Source organism: Ottowia sp. (genome assembly GCF_046348305.1).
Taxonomy (GTDB): domain Bacteria; phylum Pseudomonadota; class Gammaproteobacteria; order Burkholderiales; family Burkholderiaceae_C; genus Ottowia.
The window spans coordinates 410,165-427,747 of sequence record NZ_JAXMEM010000003.1 but is presented as its reverse complement, the minus strand read 5'-3'; the positions used below and the strand labels follow the sequence as shown (position 1 = coordinate 427,747).

Below are 17,583 nucleotides of genomic sequence, written 5' to 3'. Positions count from 1 at the left end.
TTTGTTTGGTTGACCAGGCTAGACTAAGGTCAACCGAAGAGGTGCATCTCATGCAATCGATCAATATGCTGGAAGCCAAGTCATCGTTGTCGCGGCTCGTCGAGTCGATCGAGCAGGGTGCGGTGAGCGAGATCGTGATTGCACGCAACGGCCGTCCAGCGGCGCGGCTGGTGCCGCTGGATGCAAGCCCCGTGGGGCGCCGCATCGGAGTGGCGCGCGGACGCTTTGTGGTGCCCGACGACATCGATGCGCACAACGCCGACGTGGCGCAACTCTTTGCCGGCGGGCGTTTGTCTTGAACCTGCTGCTGGACACGCATGTCGCCTTGTGGGCCATCACGGACAGCCCGCGCTTGAACGCCCAGGCGCGCGAATGGATCGAGTCACCCCGCGCAACGGTATGGGTGAGCGCGGCGACCGTGTGGGAGATTGCCATCAAGCACGGCCTGGGGCGAGGCGACATGCCCGTTTCGGGACAGGAGGCCTTGGACTATTTTCGCCAGTCGGGCTACCGCCTGCTGGCGGTGCAGCCCGAGCACGCGGCGGCCGTCGAGACTCTGCCGGCGCACCACACGGATCCCTTCGACCGTATCCTGATTGCCCAGGCCCTGACCGAACCGATGCGGCTGCTGACGCACGACAGCACGGTGGCGCGCTATCTGGACACGATCATCCAAGTTTGACGGGAAAAATCAGCGGGAATTGGGGTCGGATCACATTTATCCCGCTTTCCTCACTGAAAAAGAGCGCTTCGGCGCTCTTTTTTGTTGGATCTGCAAACAGGAAAAATCAGTTCTCGGCCATCCATTGCGCCGGTGTCCAGACCGGACCCGGCGCGTCGCTGGCCTCAAGCAGGCGCGCGTCGCCGGTGATCAAGACCAGGTCCGAATGGGCGGCCAGCAGGTCCCACAGCATTTGGTCCTTGGGGTCGGGCGCGGGCTGCGGGCTCGGCGGCGCGGTGATGATCATGGCGTGCTCAGACAGGTCGGTGAGGAGGGTGTCGATTTCGTCGGCCGCCAGCCGGTGGCGCGCACGGATGTGCGGGCGCAGCAGCACGGCGCGGTACTCGGCCAACAGCGGCTCCGAGAGCGCAAACGCAAACCGCGCCAGCACCATGCCGTCCAGAATGCGCGCCACGGGCGACCCTGCGGTCCGCGTGAGCAAGCCGGCGACCACGACGTTGGTGTCGACAATGGGGTGGCGCGCGCTCATCGCGCAGGACGGCGTGCGCGCACCTCAGCTTGCTCGTGCAGCGCCAGTTCGAGCGCCTGCGCGTCGTCCAGGTCGCTGGCCTGGCGCGCGCGTTGCACCAGGGCAATGGCTTGCTCGCGCGGCTTGACGCCAAAATGCTCCAGCGCCGCATCGATCAGCCCGCCGATGCTGCTGCCGCGCGCAGCAGCAGCCTGCTTGAGCGCACGGTAACGTTCTTCGGAGAGGGTAATGGTGAGACGGCTCATGGACGAAGGCATTGAGAATCGACGAGTTCATTGTGCGACAAAGCACCAAAACATACAAGTGAATGGCGAAATTGCGAAATTCGGGTCAGATCAACATTTGATGAAAATGTGAAAATGGGGTCAGATCAAATTTATTGCTGTAGCCACGCGGCCCGCTGTGCCTCCAGCGGCAATTCGTGCGCCAGCGCCATCTCCTCGCGCTGGTGGTGATGCTCCAGCAGGTGACGCAAGGCGTGCGCGGCGTCCAGCAGGCCGAGCACGGCCAGGCGGCGCGCCTGCTGGCCCTGCGGCGCGTGCGCGGCAGCGGCCTGCACCCGGGCCGCGTATTCGTCGGCCAGCAGGGCGATGCGCTCGTGCTCCAGCCGGTAGACGCGGGCGTCCCAGCGCGCGCCTTCAGGCACGTGGGGCAGCAGGCGGGTTTGCTCGATGTCGATGTGGCGGGCCAACGCGAGGCGCCAGCGGGCCAGGCGGCGCCGCGCGCTCTTGAAGTCGCCGGCCACGACGTCCAGCAGGTGGGCCTGCAGCAGCGCGTCCATGCGCTGGTGCTCGCGTTCAAACAGGTTGGGAGTTGCGCCGTCCATCCGCCGAGTGTGGGACAACTTTCAGCACGCCCGGCCTCACCGACTCCGATGGCCCCAGGGCCAGCGGGCCGATGTGCAAGCCCTGCTCAGACCGCGTAGCCCGGATTGGGCAGGACGCCGCCCGTCAGCTTGGGCGTGTTGAGCTGGCGCGGGGCCACCTTGCCGCCGCGGGCCTTCAGCCACTCCTCGACCAGGTCCCACACCATCTTGTTGCCGGCCTTGGCGGCGTCTTCGGCCACCGGGGCCCAGCCGGCCACCTTGTAGGTCTTGGCGGGGTCGATCAACTCGCCCTTCAGCCGCATGTCGCTGATGCGCTGGCCCATGCCGGCCAGCGGGTCGCAGGCGTAGGTCAGGCCGCCCACGCGCACCATGTCGCCCCCCTGCTGGTAGTAGGGGTCGGGGTTGAAGAGGTTGTCGCACACGTCTTCGAGCACGGTCTTGAGCATCTCGCCCTTCATGTCGGTCAGCGTGGCGTAGCTGTAGGTGGTGGCCGTCATGTCGAGCAGCCATTCGCGCGTGATGGCCTGGCCGGGCAGCAGCGAGGTGCCCCAGCGGAAACCGGGCGAGAAGGCGATGTCGGCGCCCTGCACGTCCATCAGCGCATCGACGATGAGCTGGTCGCCCGTGCCGTTGAAGTTGCCGCGGCGGTACAGCAGGCCTTCGGTGACGGCCAGCTGCTCGGCCAGCTTGCCCTCGTAGGGCGCGCGGATCTTGGTGACGAGCGCATCCATGTCCTTGTCGGCCGGCAGCATGTTGGCAAACACGGGCAGCAGCTTGTAGCGAAAGTCCTTGACCTTGCCGTCCTTGACGTCGAAGTCGATCACGCCCAGAAACTTGCCGTTGCTGCCGGCGTTGGTGACGATGGTCTGGCCGCTCTTGTTCTTGATGATGCTGGCCACCGGCATGCCGTCGTGCGTGTGGCCGCCCAGGATGGCGTCCACGCCGGTCACGCGGCTGGCCATCTTCAAGTCGACGTCCATGCCGTTGTGGCTGAGCACCACCACCACCTGCGCGCCCTTGGCGCGCGCCTCATCCACCATCTTCTGCAGGTTCTCGTCCTGAATGCCGAATTCCCAGTCGGACACCATGTAGCGCGGGTTGGCGATCGGCGTGTACGGGAAGGCCTGGCCGATGATGGCGCAGGGCACGCCGTTGATGGGCTTGATGACGTAGGGCTTGAACACCGGGTCGCCGAAGTCGGTGGTCTTGACGTTTTGCGCGACGAAGTCCACCTTGCCGGCGAAGTCCTTGTCGATGATTTCCTTGACGCGCGCCATGCCCAGAGTGAACTCCCAGTGGCCCGTCATCACGTCCACGCCCAGCAGCTTGCAGGCGTCCACCATGTCCTGGCCCTTGGTCCACAGCGCGGTGCCGCTGCCTTGCCAGGTGTCGCCGCCGTCCAGCAGCAGCGCGCCGGGGCGGCTGGCGCGCATGCGCTTGACGAGGGTGGCCAGGTGCGCAAAGCCGCCCACCTTGCCGTAGCGCAGCGCCGCCTGGTCGAAGTCGAGATAGGTCAGCGCGTGCGCCGTGGGCGTGCCGCCTTTGACGCCGACGGCCTTGAGCAGTTGCTCGCCCACCAAATGCGGCAGGCGGCCCTTCATGTCGGCCACGCCCAGGTTCACGCTGGGCTCGCGAAAGTAGATTGGTTTGAGCTGCGCGTGGCAGTCGGTCATGTGCAGGAAGGACACGTTGCCGAACCTGGGCAGGTCGTACAGCCCTTCGGCCGCCGTCTGCGCGCTGGCGTCGGCAAAGCGGCCCAGGCCCAGGCCGGCGGCGCTGGCAGCGCCCAGCACCTGCATGAATTCGCGTTTGGTGAGGTTCATTTATCAGCACCAACTGAAGTATCAACGACAAAAAAGCCCGGCGACGCCGGGCTGCGGCACGGTTACTTACTGGTTGACGGGCGACTTGGGGTCGAGCAGCAGCGCCACGATGTCGCGCACCTGCGCCTCGGTCAGGATGCCCTCGGTGCCGGCGCGCGGCATGTTGGAGCAGGCGTTGTAGGCCTTGCTGTTCCAGATCTTGCCCCAGGTGTACTTGACGACCTCCTGCGCCTGCGGGCTGGCCGGGTCGGTCACGCCGCGCTGCTTGCCGTAGTTGTACAGGCTGGGGCCGATGGTGCCAAAGGAGATCTCCTTCTTGTCGATCTGGTGGCAGTTGTAGCAGTTGCCGCCATTGGCCGCGCCGGCCTTGTCGGTCCAGGTGCGGCCGCGCCCGCTTTGGGCGATTTTTTCGCCCTCTTTCCAGTCGCCCAGGTACTTGCCGTCGGCGGGCCACTGGATGGTCTTCAGGTTGAGCGCCTCGATTTCCTTGGCGCGCTCGGGCGAAAGCGGATGGCCGGCCACGTCGGCGGCGCTGCAGGCCTGGTCGGTGGGATCTTCGCCCAGCGCCTGGCTGACCTTGACGATGCCCTTGTCCTGGAACGAGTTCTTGACCACGTCTCGCGTCAGTGCGTCCAGCTGGGCCGACGACATGCCGGTCTGGTCCACGCCGCCGCTGGCGCAAGCCACCAGCAACGAGGTGGCGCCCAGCAAGGTGGCGGCAGTGAAGGCGATGCGGTGTTTCTTCATCATGGTGGGGGCTCTCCTGCTTCAGCGCTTGATCGTGGGGGCGGCCGACTTGTCGCCCTTGGCGTTCACGCCCATGTACACACCCAGGGCGATCGTCGCGTCGCTGCCGAAGATCGGCTCGGGAAAGCGCTGCTGGCGATAGCAATCGTTCAGGCGGTGCTGCATGCTCCACATCTCGCCGCTGGAGACGCGGTAGGCCGGCCAGGCGGAAAAGCCCACGCCGTCGCCCGGGTTGCCGGTGAGCTTGGGCAGGTCTTGCAGGCGAATGCGCTTGCCATCCTCGCCGTGGCAGGAGGCGCAGGCAAAGTCATGCGAGCCGCCACGCAGGAAGAACAGGCGCTTGCCCACTTCATAGGCCACGCGCTCCTGCGGTTGCGACTGCGGCAGGTTCATGCGCAGGCCCTTGGATTCGCTGGCGATCCAGGTGGCCAGCGCCGTGGTGTTGGCGCGCTCGCCCTTGCCCCAGGCGCCCTTGATGACTTCATTGGGATCGATGCCCTGCAGCGTGCTCATGCAGGTGACCAGGCGCGACTCGAGGTCCTGCACCTTGCCGGTGTCGGCAAACCAGCGCGGCAACTCGACGAAGGCGCCCTTGACCACGCCCGGGCCCTTGCCCAGGTCGCATTGCTCGAGCGAGGCGTTCTTGGGGCCGCGCTTCTTGCTCCACAAGTCCTGGCCCTTCATCTCGAACAGATCGGCGGGGTTGCCGTCCTGCAGCATCTCGCGGTATTCCTCGATGGCCTGGACGGAGGTCTTCTGGGCCAGCGCCGGTGTGGCGAGGGCCAGCGCCCCCAGCGCGGCCAGGCAAAGCGATCGTGCGTGCATCGTCAAATGTCTCCTGGGTATGTTCAAACGATGGGATGAAAAGCAAAACAAACGGCGGACCGACGCGAGTCGCCGCCGCATGAGCGCAGCCAATGCCGCAAGTCAGGAAACCGTGGCTTCGTCGGTGCGGGTATCGCCCTTGTTGTCCTTCCAGGACACGGACACCTTGTCGCCCGCCTTGCCGCCCTTGACGGTGAACTGCAGGAAGGGATTCTTGGACACCGCCGGGCCCCACTCGCACGAAAAGACGGGCTTGCCGTTGAGCGAGGCCGTCACGTCGGTGATGTGCCAGGCCGGGATCAGCTTGCCCGACGAGTCCTTGCGTTGGCCGGACTCCATCTCGTGCGCCATCAGCACACGCACCGTGGTCTTGTCGCCCGCCGCCTGGGCGCGAATGCGCATCGGATCACCCATTTCATTTCTCCTATTTCAATTCAGTTGACACAGAGGCACGCACACGCTCTGGTGGCCGCGGAGCAGGCCGTGCAAACGGCCTCCGCGGACGGGCTTTGCCCGGCTGCTGGAGGCGCCCCCTTCCAGGGGGGAGGCGCAACAACGCGCAGCGTGTGGAGCCTGGGGGTAGTTCATTTTCAACCGCCGCAGCCGCCCAGGGTGACCTTGACTTCCTTCTTGGCGTACAGCGCCTTGCCGTCGGTGGTGACGGCCACCGCGTAGACGTCGGAGGACTGGCCCATCTTGGCGCGGGTGGCGAAGTTGGCCTCGACCTCGGGGCTGACGTTGAACACCGCCACCAGGGGCGACGGGTTCTTCTCGACCATCAGCAGCATTTCCTTGACGTTGGGCAGCGTGGTGGCCACGGTCATGGGCACGACGGCGCCGTTCTCGGCGATGTCGGGCGCGGTGAGCGTGACGTCCTTGCTTTCGGCGAGCGCGCCGGTCACGCCCAAGCCCTTGAGCGCATCGGCCATCTGCTTGCCGTCGAAAGCGGCCTTGTTGAAAGCCAACGCCGGCTGCGACAGCAAAGTGCCCGCAGTCAGCACGCTGGCGGCCAGCGCGCCCTGGCGGAGGGTTTCGCGACGAGTCTGCATGAATCGATCTCCTTGATCCAAATGAAACAATTGGCTTGATGTTAACGGAAGTGTGAAATATGCCCAGCGGGATATCCCCGACTCTCCCGGCAATTCATGGTGTTGCGCGCCGCCTGAACGACAGGAAACCCAAAGAGCCGAGCGGCCGCGGAGCAGGCCAGGCCAGCGATCGCCGTGGTCGGGGTCCCCCCGGTCACAGGCGATGCCCCCTGCAAGGGGGCTGAGGCCTGCGGCTCCAGACCTGCCTGCGCAGGTCTGGACAGGTCGAAGGGCCGCCGACTCTGGCGGCGAGCACCAGGCATGCCATCGCGTAGCGAGTGAAGACCGGGGGGGTTTCATCTCACTTGGCTTTGGCGCCCGCGGCCAGCCAGGTGGCAATGGCCTTGGCGTCGTCCGCGGGCAGGGTTTGCGCGGGCATCGGCACGTTGCCCCACACGCCCTGGCCGCCCGAGACGATCTTGCCTGCCAGGTAGTCGGCCTTGCCCGCATGCTTGGCGGCAATCTCGGCAAAGCCCGGGCCCACCAGCTTGGCGCTCATGCCGTGGCAGGCGGTGCAGCCGTTCTTTTGCGTGAGCGCGATGGCGGCAGCCGCCGGCGCGTCGGCTGCGGGCTTGGCGGCAGCGCCCGTCTTGCCGTCGTCCTTGATGGTGACCTCGCCGCGCTGCGGGCCCACCAGGCGGTTCTGGTCGTGCAGGTTGCCCCAGGCGTCGGAAGCATGCGGGGGCAATTTGGATGACACGTCCACCGGGACTTCGCAGTTGCTCATGCAGGCCTTGGCCTGGGTATCGGGCTTGATCTTGCCAGCGCCGAACTCGTTGCCCGGCCACAGGGCGTGCTGCGTGCTCATGCCGTTGCGGTTGGGCATGCGCTGTTGCACCTCGGCGATGTTCTTGTCCGACAGCGTGAAGTCGGCCGGCACGATGTCGCCCAGGTTGAGCAGGAAGGCGGTGACGGCGTAGACCTCGTCCACCGACAGGGACTTGGGCGCGTTCCAGGGCATGGCGCGGTGGATGTAGTCCCACAGCGTGGACACCGTGGGCACCTTCATCAGCGTGGTGCGGCCGGGGTAGTCGGGGCGCATCAGCGTGGCCACGTGCCCGGTCTTGATGTCGTCCTTGGTGGTGCCGCCCACCAGCGGGTTGAACACCGAGTTGGATTCGCCGAACACGCCGTGGCAGCTGGCGCACTTGGACTCCCAGATGTCCTGGCCCTTGTCCACGCTGCCCGAGCCGGGCGGCAGGCCCTTGAAGTCGGGGCGCACGTCGATGTCCCAGGCCTTGACCTCGGCCGGCGTGGCCGCGCGGCCCACGCCCGGGAACTTGTCCTGTGCCCCCGCCGGCAGCACGCAGGCAGCCAGCAGCAGCGCGGCCAAGGCATTACGAGAGCTGGACATTCTTCACCTCGCCGCTTTCCTGCACCAGCCAGGACTGGATGGCGTTGTTGTGATAGATCGAGCGCGTGCCGCGCACCGCGCGCAGCTGCTTGTAGCTGGGCTGCACGAAACCGGTGTCGTCCATGGCGCGGCTTTGCACGATGGCGGGCTTGCCGTCCCACACCCAGTCGATATTGAACCGCGTGAGGCACTTGTCGAGCACCGGCGTTTGCAGCCGCGCCGTGCGCCAGTTGCGCCCGCCGTCCACCGACACGTCCACGCGCGTGATCTTGCCGCGCCCCGACCAGGCCAGGCCGCTCACGTTGTAGAAGCCCTTGTCCAGCAGCACCTGACCGCCCGAGGGGGTGGTCACCACGCTCTTGCACTCCTGGATGCTGCTGTACTGGCGGTGCAGGCCGTCGGGCATCAGGTCGATGTAATGCACCGCCTCGTCCTTGGTGTTCCAGGGCGCGTCGTCCACCTTCACGCGGCGCAGGTATTTCACCCAGCTCACGCCCTGCACGCCCGGCACCACCAGGCGCAGCGGGTAGCCGTTTTCGGGGCGCAGCATCTCGCCGTTTTGCCCGTAAGCCACCAGCACCTGGCCGCTCTTGACCAGCTCGATCGGGATGGTGCGCGTCATCGAGGAGCCGTCGGCGCCCTCGGCCAGCACGAAGCGGCCGCCGCTCAGGTCGGCGCCGGCCATCTCCAGCAAGGTGATGAGCGGCACGCCGGTGAACTCGCTGCACGAGAGCATGCCGTGCGAGTACTGCACCGTGGGCACGGCCACGTTGCCCCATTCCATGCCGGTGTTGGCGCCGCACTCGATGAAGTGAAAGCGCGACACGCTGGGCAGCCGCATGATCTCGTCCATGGTGAAGACCTTGGGCGTTTTCACCATGCCGTTGATCATGAAGCGGTGCCTGGACGGATCGACGTCCCACCAACCCTGGTGATGCCGCTCGAAGTGCAGGCCGCTGGGCGTGACGATGCCGAACAGCGATTGCAGCGGCGCGAACGACACCGAGGCCTGCGTGGTCTGCGTCAGGCCCGGGCTGGGCCGGCGCTGCACGTTGGATTCGTACTGCGAGGGCTTGCCGTAGCCGTCGGTCACCACCGGCTGGCCCAGGCCGGTGGACCAGGGCGGCAGGTTGAGGATGTTGGGGTCGCCCCCCTCGGCCGGCACCGGATTGGCCTGGGCGGCCGCGCGCGTGGCGGCCGAGCCGGCCAGGGCCGCGGCAAACGCGCCGCGGATGAAGTCGCGCCGACCGTGCCGCGCCTGGGCGAACACGGCCTGGACGCCGGCGCGGTCGATGAAGCCCTCGGGCGCCTTGCGCAGGCGACCGTGCGATGCGTCCGCTTGGGGCATGGGGAGGTGTGCAAAGGTCATACAAACATAAATATATGCGCAGTTGCTTATATTAACGGCGGTCTGCCCGCCCCACCATCGGGTTTGCCCGTGGTCAAAACCGCACCGGGAGCGCCGGTGTCACTTCGAAAAGCGGTAGTGGTCGCGGTTGAGCACCGCGGCGATGGCCGCCACGTCCTCGGGAAACAGCGACAGGTTCAGCTCGGTGCTGCAACGCTCGACCATGCTGATCAGCGCGGCCGGGGTGTTGATGCGCCCCTTGGGCCGATAGACGTCCTTGCCGTCATGGCCCCATTTCTGGGCGTGGCATTGATTGCACTTGCTCTCGGCAATCAGCCGTTCGCCCAGCTTGAGGTCCGCGTCCTTGAAGACGGCCGGCACCTGGGCATGCACCGCGCCGGCGCCCAGCAGGGCCAGGGTGATGGCGACAAGGGTACGCGACATGGCTGACTCCGAAATCAAGGACTGGAGCCTGCATCGTGCCCCACGCCCGACAGCCGGCGCAAGCGGAGAAATCCCTCAACCCGCAATCGCCCGCCGCGCCTGCTCCAGGCGCTGGTCCAGATAGCCACTGTAGAAGTCGGGCGAGCCGCCCTCCAGCCGCTCGGCCACCTCGCGCCCGCCGGCGCCCAGGAACAGCACCGTGGGCGCGATCGTGACCTTCCAGGCGCGCACCAGCTCGGCATGGGTGGTGGGTTCACCCGCCGCCGTCTGCGTGGCCTGCGCGCTGCCCCAGTCGATCTGCACCACGGGCAGGCCCTCGTCAGCGTGCATGGGCGCCAGGTAGTGCTCGCGCACCAGCTTGCACCAGGGGCAGCCGTGCAGGCTGACCATCGTCACCAGCGGCTGCTTGCGCGCCAGCGCCTGGGCCAGCTCGACCGGCAAGGCGCGCGAGGGCGGCAAGGTCTTGGCCGCGGCGCGCGCCGGCGCCGCCGCGCCCAGCGCCACCAGCGCGCCCAGGCCCGCCAACAGGGGGCGGCGTCCGATCGGCTGCAAGTGCCTCGACGTCATTTCGTCTCGTGCTCCATCAGCAGGTAGGTGTTGTAGGCGTTCATGCGGTTGGCGGGGCCGAACAGGGGCAGATTTTCCCACTGGCTCCAGTCGGTGGCCTGGTAGGCCTCGTCAAACGGCGTCATGTCGCGCGCGGCGGCGCCCATGGTCTTGCGCAGGTAGATCAGGTAGTCGCGCGTGAGCTGCATGTCCTTGCGCGCGTCGGTGGACGCCGGGCCATGGCCGGGCACGATGACCTCGGCGCCCAGGCCCAGCAGCGTGTCCAGCGACTGGATCCAGTGGCCGCTGTCGGCATCGCCAACGAAGGGAATGCGATTGCGAAACACCAGGTCGCCCGCGTACAGCACTTTGCGCGCCGGCACGTAGACCACCAGGTCATCGGGCGTGTGCGCGGGGCCGACGGGTTGCAGGACCAACCGGGTGTCGCCCACCGTCAGCTCGGTGCGGCCGTTGATCCATTGGGTGGCGGGCACCAGTCGGGTCTGCTCGTCGATCCAGGGCGCCAGCTCCTTGCGCGAGGCCTCCAGCCGCAGGCGCGCCGTGTCGGAAACCAGGTACTCGCGCCCGGACTGCTGGGCAATGATCTGGGCGCCCAGCGCCGCAAACACCTGCAGGCCGTAGACGTGGTCGGCGTGGTAGTGGGTCAGGATGACGTGGGTGACCGGTTGCGGCGTGATCTTGCGAATCTCGGCCAGCAGGCGCTCGGCCAGCGCAGGCGAGCCCAGCGCATCGATCACCACCACGCCCTTGTGGGTGACGATGAAGCCCGCATTGGAGATGAAATTCTGGTTGGCGGGTGAGCCCAGCGCCGACAGGCCCTGCACGTACCAGCAGCCGGGCGCCGCCTCGCGCGCCTGCATGGGCGGCTCACCTGCCGGGGCATCGGCCGCCTGAGCAGGGCGCGCCCAAACCGAACCGAACCCCGCCACCGCCGCGCATGCGCAGCACCGCAAGAGTTGACGACGATCAATTGCAGCGAGCATCGTGCGGTCTATATTTATAAGCAATTACTGATGTAATTATCGGGAATGGTCATGGACTTGACAAGCCTGCTGGATCGGCACGGAACCGGCCCCGTACTGGCGGCGGGCGGCGCCGTGATCGGCGCGCTGTTCGGCTTCTTTGCCCAGCGCTCGCGCTTTTGCCTGCGCGCGGCTGTCATCGAGTTCTGGCACGGCAAGTTTGCCGAAAAGCTGTCGGTGTGGCTGCTGGCCTTTGCCAGCGCGGTGATTGCCGTGCAGGCCCTGATTTTGAGCGGCCTGCTGGACGTGAGCGGCGCGCGCCAGCTGGCCAACCGCGGCAGCCTGTCGGGCGCGCTGGTGGGTGGCCTGCTGTTTGGCGCCGGCATGATCATGACGCGCGGCTGTGCCAGCCGGCTGCTGGTGCTGTCGGCCAACGGCAATCTGCGCGCATTGCTGTCGGGACTGGTGTTTGCCGTTACCGCGCAGGCCGCGCTGGCGGGCAGCCTGTCGCCGCTGCGCGCCGAAATTGCGTCGTGGTGGACGATCGAGGGCGGCGCCGCGCGCCACCTGCTGGAGCGCCTGGGCGGCGGCGCGGTCGACGGCCTGGTGCTGGGCCTGCTGTGGCTGGTGGTGGCGGTGATCTTTTCGCTGCGCTCGGGCAACCGGCCCTGGATGTGGATCGGCGGCATCGGCACCGGCGTGGCGGTCGCGCTGGCCTGGTGGTTCAGCTACCTCGTCTCCCATTCCAGCTTCGATCCGGTGCAGATCCAGGGCGTGACCTTCAGCGGCCCCTCGGCCGAGTGGCTGATGCGGGTGCTGTCCACGCAGGCGGCGCAACCCTTCGGCTTTGACGCCGGCATGCTGCCGGGCGTGTTTGCCGGCTCGGCGCTGGGCGCGCTGGTGGGGCGCGAATTCAAGATCGAGGGTTTCAAGAACGGCTATCACATGGCGCGCTACATGGTGGGTGCCATGCTGATGGGCTTTGGCAGCATGCTGGCCGGCGGCTGCGCCGTGGGCGCGGGCATGACGGGCGGCGCCATCTTTGCCCTGACGGCCTGGCTGGCGCTGGCCGGCATGTGGGCCGGCGGCGGCCTGATGGAGCGCTGGCTGGCCGAACCGGTGCAGACCACGCAACCGGCGACGCAGCGGGCGCCGGTGGTGGTGCCGGTGGCGCCTTGAGGGTGTCGTCGAGATTCAAATACCAAATACCGGACGCAGAGGACGCAAAGAAATCGCAAAGGACGCAAAAAACCATGAATTGCTATTTAAAGAATAGCGTCTCGCGCCCGTCCAGCGCCGGCCACATGGTCATTTCATTCAAATTATGAATTTTTTGCGTCCTCTGCGTCATTTTTGCGTCCTCTGCGTCCGGCTGTTGGGCTGCTCGATCGCCCCTCACCCCCGCAGCACATCCTTCACCAGCGTGCTCTTGCCGAACAGGCTCTCGACCAAATCCACCACCAGCTCGGCGGTCTGGTTGCGCACGTCCAGGGCGGGGTTCAGCTCGACGATGTCCAGCGAGCCCAGGCGTCCGGTGTCGGCGATCATCTCCATGCACAGCTGCGCCTCGCGGTAGTTGGGGCCGCCGCGCACGGTGGTGCCGGTGCCGGGGGCGATCTCGGGGTCGAGAAAATCCACGTCGAAACTCAGGTGCAGATGCAGGTTCTCGTCCGCACCCGCGATCGGCGCAAGCGCGCGCGTCATCACCTCGCGCATGCCCAGCTCGTCGATGGCGCGCATGTCGTAGACCTCGATGCCGTGGCGCTTGATCAAATATTTTTCCTGCGCGTCCACGCTGCGCAGCCCGATCTGGCACAGCGCCTGCTCGGCCAGCGCCGGCGCAAAGCCCGCCAGCTCGGCCAGCTCGCGCGGCCCCAGGCCGCACAGGCTGGCCACCGGGGTGCCGTGCGCGTTGCCGCTGGGCGAGGTGGCCGGCGTGTTGAAGTCGGCGTGCGCGTCCAGCCAGATCACGCGCAGCCGCTTGCCTGCCGCGCGGCAGTGACGCGCCACGGCGCTGATGGAGCCGACCGCCACACTGTGGTCACCCCCCAGCATCATCGGCAGGCGCTGCTGCCGCAAGACCTGATGCACGGCGTCATGCACCGACCGGCACCAGGCAACGACCTGCGCGAAGTTGCGCAGGCCGCTGGCGGCGTCGCGCTCGCCGCGCGGGTTGGGTGGGCCGGCCAGGTTGCCGTGGTCGCGCACGTCGCAGCCCAGCTGCGCCAGCGCTTCACCCAGTTGGGCGACCCGCAGCGCGTCAGGCCCCATGGCCGCGCCCAGGCGGCTGGCGCCGATGTCGGTGGGTGCGCCGATGAGGGTGATGGGAGTTGCCATGGTCACGTCGAAAGTGCAAGCGTCGTCAGGTGCCCGTTTCTGCTGCGCGGATCAGACTGTACAAGTCCTTGGGGTCGTCCAGGGCGGGGATCAGCGCCAGCGCTTCGAGCCCGCCATGGGCGCGGCCCAGGGCCTGCATGTGGCGCATGACGGAGTAGTCCTCCAGCGCAAAGCCGACCGAGTCGAACAGCGTGATGTCCAACATGCCCTGCCGGCCGGGCGCCTGCCCGGTCAGCACGCGCCACAGCTCGGTGACGGCAAAGTCCGCCGGCATGCGCTGCAACTCGCCTTCGATGCGCGTTTGCGGATCGAACTCGACGAACACGCGGGCGCGCCGCAGGATGGCCGCGTCCAGCTCGGTCTTGCCGGGGCAGTCGCCCCCCACGGCGTTGATGTGCATGCCCTCTTCCAGCCACTCGCCGCGAAGGACGGTGGCGCGCGTCTTGTCGGCGGTGAGCGTGGTGACGATGTCGGCGCCCTGCACGGCTTCGGCGGCGCTGGCGCATTCGATCAGCTCGACGGCCGCGCCGACGCCGCGCAGGTTGGCCACCAGCTTGCGCGTGGCGGCCGGGTCGCGGTCATACAGGCGCAGGGTCTGGATACCCAGCAGGCCGACAAAGCCCAGCGCCTGGAACTCGCTTTGGCTGCCGTTGCCGATCAGGGCCATCACGCGGCTGTCCGGGCGCGCCAGGTGGCGCGCCGCCAGCACCGAGGTGGCGGCGGTGCGCAGCGCGGTGCCCAGCGTCAGCTCGCAAATGAACTCTGGTGCACCGGTGTCCATGCGCGCGATGGCGCCAAAGGCCATCACCGTGGGCTGGCCCAGGCGGGTGTTGCCGGGGTGGCCGTTGACGTACTTGAAGGCGTAGTGCTCGGCATCGGCAATCGGCATCAGCTCGATCACGCCCTGCGGCATGTGCTGGGCCAGGCGCGCGCTCTTGTGAAAGTCGTTCCAGCGGCGAAAGTCCTGCTCCAGCACCTCGACCAGGCCGCGCAGGCATTCGACGACGCCCACTTGGGCAATCAGGCGGGCGGCGGCGGGCAGGCTCAGGTATTCGACGGCGCCCGCGGCAGGCGCGGGCTTGGGGGGCGTGGATGGCGGCTCTTGCGTGGGCATGGCGCAGTGTCGCGCAACGCCACGCCCCTTGCCTGCCCGCGCCCCGCTTCGGCGCTACTGCCCGCTCAGGTATTCGGCCACGGCGGCCATCTCCAGCGGCGTCATCTTCTCGACCACGGCGTGCATCACGGCGTTGTCGTTGTTGCGCTCGCGCTTGCCGAACTGCTTGAGCTGGTTGTCCAGGTAGGCCGCGTGCTGACCGGCCAGGCGCGGCAGGGCGTTGCTGCCGGCGCCCTGCGGTCCGTGGCAACTGGCGCAGGCCGGCACGCCGCTGAACTTGTTGCCAACCTGGTAGATGTACTGGCCCACCAGCGCCAGCGGCGCGTCCTTGGGCGCTTCCTTGTGCGGCGGGCGGCTGGCGTAGAACTGGCCCAGCACGGCCATGTCCTCGGGCGTCAAGGCAGTGACCATGCTGGCCATGGCCGTGCTCTTGCGCGTGCCGTTCTTGAAGTTCTCGAGCTGCTTGGCGATGTATTCGGCGTTCTGCCCGGCCAAGCGCGGAAACACCTCGCTGGCCGATTCGCCGTCGGCGCCGTGGCACAGAAAGCACGAGCCGCCGATGATCTTGCGGGCGCGCGCCTCGCCGTCTTGCGCCCAGCCGGCGCTGGCCAGCATGAGCGCGCCGGCGGCCACGCAAAAAGCAATGGATGGTTTCATGATCGATTGATGAGTGACGCGCCGACCCAAACCCGGCCATCTTCATGCCAGGGCCGCCGCGGCGCCGGCTTTGCCGGGCCGCTGGCGGCGCCCCCTGAAAGGGGGAAGGCGAAGCATGCGCAGCAGCGACGACTGGGGGTCAGGCCAATGTATCGGCCCAGATGTTGCGCGCCCAGGCCATGGCGAAGCGGCCTTCCAGCTCGCTGGCGGCCGCCGACACGCCGCCCGAGTTGGGCACGGGCAGCATGGTCTTTTGCGCCGCGTCGTAGCGGTGCACGCTGGCCACGTGCACCACGTCGGTGTCGCTCACGAAGCTGTAGCAGGTGTTGTTGTAGATCGGCAGTGGATTGGGCTGGCGGCCGGCCAGCAAGGCCACGATGGCGGCAGCCGCCACCTTGCCGTGCTGGTTGGCCATGTGGCCCGACTTGGGCATGGCCGGCGCGATCTGCAGCGAGTCGCCCAGGATGTGGATGTTCCTGGCGGCCTTGGCTTCCATGGTCAGCCAGTCCACCTCGCACCAGCGCTGGTTGGCGGTGGTCAGGCCCGCATTGTGCGCCACGTCGCCGGCGCGCATGGGCGGCAGCACGTTGAGCACCTGGGCTTTCACGTCATCGTTGAAGTCGAACTTGAGCGTGCCGCTGGCGGCATCGACATCGGTCAGCTGGTGCTTGGGGCGGTATTCGATGATGCCTTGGTAGCGCTCGGCCCAAGCCTTCTTGAACAGCGGGCCTTTGGACGTGACGTCGTCGTTGGCGTCCAGGATCAGCACCTTGCTCTTGGGCTTGGCCTGCTTGAAGTAATGCGCGACCTGGCAGGCGCGCTCATACGGCCCGGGCGGGCAGCGGTACGGCTGCAGCGGGATGGCCAGCGCGTACACGCCGCCGTCAGGCATGGCCTCCAGCTGCTTGCGCAGCGCCACGGTTTGCGGGCCGGCCTTCCAGGAGTGCAGCACCTTGTCTTGCGCGCCGGGCTTGTTCATGCCGGGCAGCTGGTCCCACATGAAGTCGATGCCGGGCGAGAGCACCAGGCGGTCATAGGGCAGCGCGCCGCCGCTGGCCAGGCGCACCTGGCGCTTGTCGGCGTCGATGGCGGCTACCCGATCCTTGACGATCTTGACGCCGTGGCGCCTGACCAGGTTGTCGTAGGACGTGGTGATGTCGGCCATCTGCTTGCTGCCGCCCAGCACCAGGTTGGAGATGGGGCAGGAGACAAAGGCGTCGTTGGGCTCGACCAAGGTCACCTCGACCTGCCCGTCCGACCACATGCGGATGTACTTGGCGGCGGTGGCGCCGCCGTAGCCGCCGCCGACCACGACCACCTTGCCGCCGGCGCCGCCCCCCAAGGAGGCGCAACCGGCCGTCAGGCCCAAGACCGAAGCCGCCGAGGCGGCCTGCAACATTTGACGACGATCCATGGTGATGCCCTCCTTCACTTTTTCTGCGCGGCAAACCAGCCGACGATGGCGCTGAGCTGCTCGTCGGTGTAGCCCTTGGCCAGCTGATGCATGATGGTGGCGGGCTTGGCGCCGCTCTTGAAGTCCATCAGCTTCTTGAGCATCTCGTCCTTGTTGGCGCCGGCCAGCGACTCCATGCCCGGCTGGGCGTGGCCACCGGTGCCATGGCAATTGGCGCAGGCCGCGGCCCAGCTGCGCACCTGCAGGGGATCGGTTTGGGCATGGCCCGCGCCAGCCGCGGCCAGCAAGCCGGAAACCAGCGCGGCGGTCAAGATGGTCTTCATCACGGGATTCCTCCGGGAAAAGCAAAAGCGAGAAATTCACCCACAGTTGCGTGAATGCTTATGAATGCAAACCGATGATACGGGTGGCCTGCGCAGGCACGCACCGGGGTTAACCCGTGGCGCCTTTTCTATCGAAAGTATAGCGGCCTGCGGCGTGCATGCGACCGCTGGCGATTGCGGGTTCAGTGTGCGGTATCGATCGCGATCTGCGTGCACACGGCGCGGCAAAGGGTGGCCACGCGGTCGTTGATGATGCGGTAGTAAATCTGCACCCCGTCGCGGCGGCGCCCCACCACGCCGGCCTTGTACAGGGTGTTCAGGTGCTGGCTCATGTTGGGCTGGGTGGTGGCCACGTCGCGCAGCAGCTCGCCCACGTTTTTCTCGCCCTGGCACAGCGCGCTGATGATGCGCAGGCGCATGGGCGCCGACATCAGGCGAAACACCTCGGCGGCCAGCTCGAACACCTGGTCGGACTGGGCGTCGGGGTCGGCTTCGGCGGCATGGCTGTCGCTCGAGCGGTGGGCGGTGGGGAGGTCGGGCATC

Annotated in this window: 22 protein-coding genes; 3 read left to right on the top strand and 19 right to left on the bottom strand. The window is 67.3% G+C overall.

The window, feature by feature from the left end; all coding sequences use genetic code 11:
- Positions 1-50: 50 nt before the first annotated feature.
- Both U1F38_RS02135 and U1F38_RS02130 read left to right on the top strand, forming a co-directional pair.
- Positions 51-299 carry a type II toxin-antitoxin system Phd/YefM family antitoxin gene (locus tag U1F38_RS02135; RefSeq protein WP_409985406.1) on the top strand — a complete coding sequence of 83 codons (249 nt, stop codon included), beginning with the start codon at positions 51-53 and terminating at the stop codon, positions 297-299.
- A complete protein-coding gene (locus U1F38_RS02130; protein WP_409985405.1) occupies positions 296-682 on the top strand; it encodes a type II toxin-antitoxin system VapC family toxin in 387 nt (128 codons plus the stop codon). The genes U1F38_RS02135 and U1F38_RS02130 overlap by 4 nt, the downstream gene beginning before the upstream one ends.
- Before the next feature lie 106 nt (positions 683-788).
- Here U1F38_RS02130 and U1F38_RS02125 read toward each other — a convergent pair whose 3' ends face one another.
- The 13 genes from U1F38_RS02125 to U1F38_RS02065 form a co-directional block, all read right to left on the bottom strand.
- Entirely contained in the window at positions 789-1,211 is a 423-nt protein-coding gene (locus U1F38_RS02125; protein ID WP_409985404.1) for a putative toxin-antitoxin system toxin component, PIN family, read from the bottom strand.
- The gene (locus U1F38_RS02120) at positions 1,208-1,456 is read right to left on the bottom strand and encodes a CopG family transcriptional regulator (RefSeq protein WP_409985403.1); all 249 of its coding nucleotides are present in this window, start codon (positions 1,454-1,456) and stop codon (positions 1,208-1,210) included. The genes U1F38_RS02125 and U1F38_RS02120 overlap by 4 nt, the downstream gene beginning before the upstream one ends.
- Before the next feature lie 131 nt (positions 1,457-1,587).
- The gene (locus U1F38_RS02115) at positions 1,588-2,037 is read right to left on the bottom strand and encodes a hypothetical protein (protein WP_409985402.1); all 450 of its coding nucleotides are present in this window, start codon (positions 2,035-2,037) and stop codon (positions 1,588-1,590) included.
- A gap of 86 nt (positions 2,038-2,123) precedes the next feature.
- Entirely contained in the window at positions 2,124-3,860 is a 1,737-nt protein-coding gene (gene soxB / locus U1F38_RS02110) for a thiosulfohydrolase SoxB (protein ID WP_409985401.1), read from the bottom strand.
- Positions 3,861-3,926: 66 nt separating this feature from the next.
- A complete protein-coding gene (gene soxX / locus U1F38_RS02105) occupies positions 3,927-4,607 on the bottom strand; it encodes a sulfur oxidation c-type cytochrome SoxX (protein WP_409985786.1) in 681 nt (226 codons plus the stop codon).
- Between the two features lie 21 nt (positions 4,608-4,628).
- Complete coding sequence (gene soxA, locus U1F38_RS02100) at positions 4,629-5,432, bottom strand: sulfur oxidation c-type cytochrome SoxA (protein ID WP_409985400.1); 804 nt, start codon at positions 5,430-5,432, stop codon at positions 4,629-4,631.
- Positions 5,433-5,534: 102 nt separating this feature from the next.
- On the bottom strand, positions 5,535-5,846 hold the full coding sequence (soxZ, locus tag U1F38_RS02095; protein ID WP_409985399.1) for a thiosulfate oxidation carrier complex protein SoxZ: 312 nt from the start codon (positions 5,844-5,846) through the stop codon (positions 5,535-5,537).
- Between the two features lie 176 nt (positions 5,847-6,022).
- Positions 6,023-6,481: a thiosulfate oxidation carrier protein SoxY gene (soxY, locus tag U1F38_RS02090; protein ID WP_409985398.1), complete on the bottom strand. Its 459-nt coding sequence runs from the start codon at positions 6,479-6,481 to the stop codon at positions 6,023-6,025.
- A gap of 340 nt (positions 6,482-6,821) precedes the next feature.
- Positions 6,822-7,874 (bottom strand): c-type cytochrome, encoded by a 1,053-nt coding sequence (locus U1F38_RS02085; RefSeq protein WP_409985397.1) that lies wholly within the window; start codon positions 7,872-7,874, stop codon positions 6,822-6,824.
- Positions 7,858-9,222, bottom strand: coding sequence for a sulfite dehydrogenase (gene soxC / locus U1F38_RS02080; protein ID WP_409985396.1), 1,365 nt, complete (start codon positions 9,220-9,222; stop codon positions 7,858-7,860). Before soxC ends, U1F38_RS02085 begins: the two co-directional genes overlap by 17 nt.
- 120 nt (positions 9,223-9,342) lie before the next feature.
- Positions 9,343-9,666, bottom strand: coding sequence for a hypothetical protein (locus U1F38_RS02075; protein WP_409985395.1), 324 nt, complete (start codon positions 9,664-9,666; stop codon positions 9,343-9,345).
- 75 nt (positions 9,667-9,741) lie between these two features.
- Complete coding sequence (locus U1F38_RS02070; protein ID WP_409985394.1) at positions 9,742-10,233, bottom strand: hypothetical protein; 492 nt, start codon at positions 10,231-10,233, stop codon at positions 9,742-9,744.
- Positions 10,230-11,093, bottom strand: a complete 864-nt coding sequence (locus U1F38_RS02065; RefSeq protein WP_409985393.1) for an MBL fold metallo-hydrolase — start codon at positions 11,091-11,093, stop codon at positions 10,230-10,232. The genes U1F38_RS02070 and U1F38_RS02065 overlap by 4 nt, the downstream gene beginning before the upstream one ends.
- A gap of 174 nt (positions 11,094-11,267) precedes the next feature.
- Here U1F38_RS02065 and U1F38_RS02060 point away from each other — a divergent pair, with 174 nt between their 5' ends.
- Entirely contained in the window at positions 11,268-12,374 is a 1,107-nt protein-coding gene (locus U1F38_RS02060; protein WP_409985392.1) for a YeeE/YedE family protein, read from the top strand.
- 216 nt (positions 12,375-12,590) lie between these two features.
- Here the strand turns inward: U1F38_RS02060 and rocF are convergent, their stop codons facing one another.
- The 6 genes from rocF to U1F38_RS02030 all read right to left on the bottom strand — a co-directional run bounded on the left by rocF (position 12,591) and on the right by U1F38_RS02030 (position 17,582).
- Entirely contained in the window at positions 12,591-13,532 is a 942-nt protein-coding gene (rocF, locus tag U1F38_RS02055; protein WP_409985391.1) for an arginase, read from the bottom strand.
- A 25-nt stretch (positions 13,533-13,557) separates the two neighbouring features.
- Positions 13,558-14,646 (bottom strand): ornithine cyclodeaminase, encoded by a 1,089-nt coding sequence (locus U1F38_RS02050; RefSeq protein WP_409985390.1) that lies wholly within the window; start codon positions 14,644-14,646, stop codon positions 13,558-13,560.
- A 54-nt stretch (positions 14,647-14,700) separates the two neighbouring features.
- Entirely contained in the window at positions 14,701-15,303 is a 603-nt protein-coding gene (locus U1F38_RS02045; RefSeq protein WP_409985389.1) for a c-type cytochrome, read from the bottom strand.
- 139 nt (positions 15,304-15,442) lie between these two features.
- Positions 15,443-16,717 (bottom strand): FCSD flavin-binding domain-containing protein, encoded by a 1,275-nt coding sequence (locus U1F38_RS02040; RefSeq protein WP_409985388.1) that lies wholly within the window; start codon positions 16,715-16,717, stop codon positions 15,443-15,445.
- Positions 16,718-16,731: 14 nt separating this feature from the next.
- Positions 16,732-17,040: a c-type cytochrome gene (locus U1F38_RS02035; RefSeq protein ID WP_409985387.1), complete on the bottom strand. Its 309-nt coding sequence runs from the start codon at positions 17,038-17,040 to the stop codon at positions 16,732-16,734.
- A 182-nt stretch (positions 17,041-17,222) separates the two neighbouring features.
- Entirely contained in the window at positions 17,223-17,582 is a 360-nt protein-coding gene (locus U1F38_RS02030; RefSeq protein ID WP_409985386.1) for an ArsR/SmtB family transcription factor, read from the bottom strand.
- Between the last annotated feature and the right edge of the window lies 1 nt (position 17,583).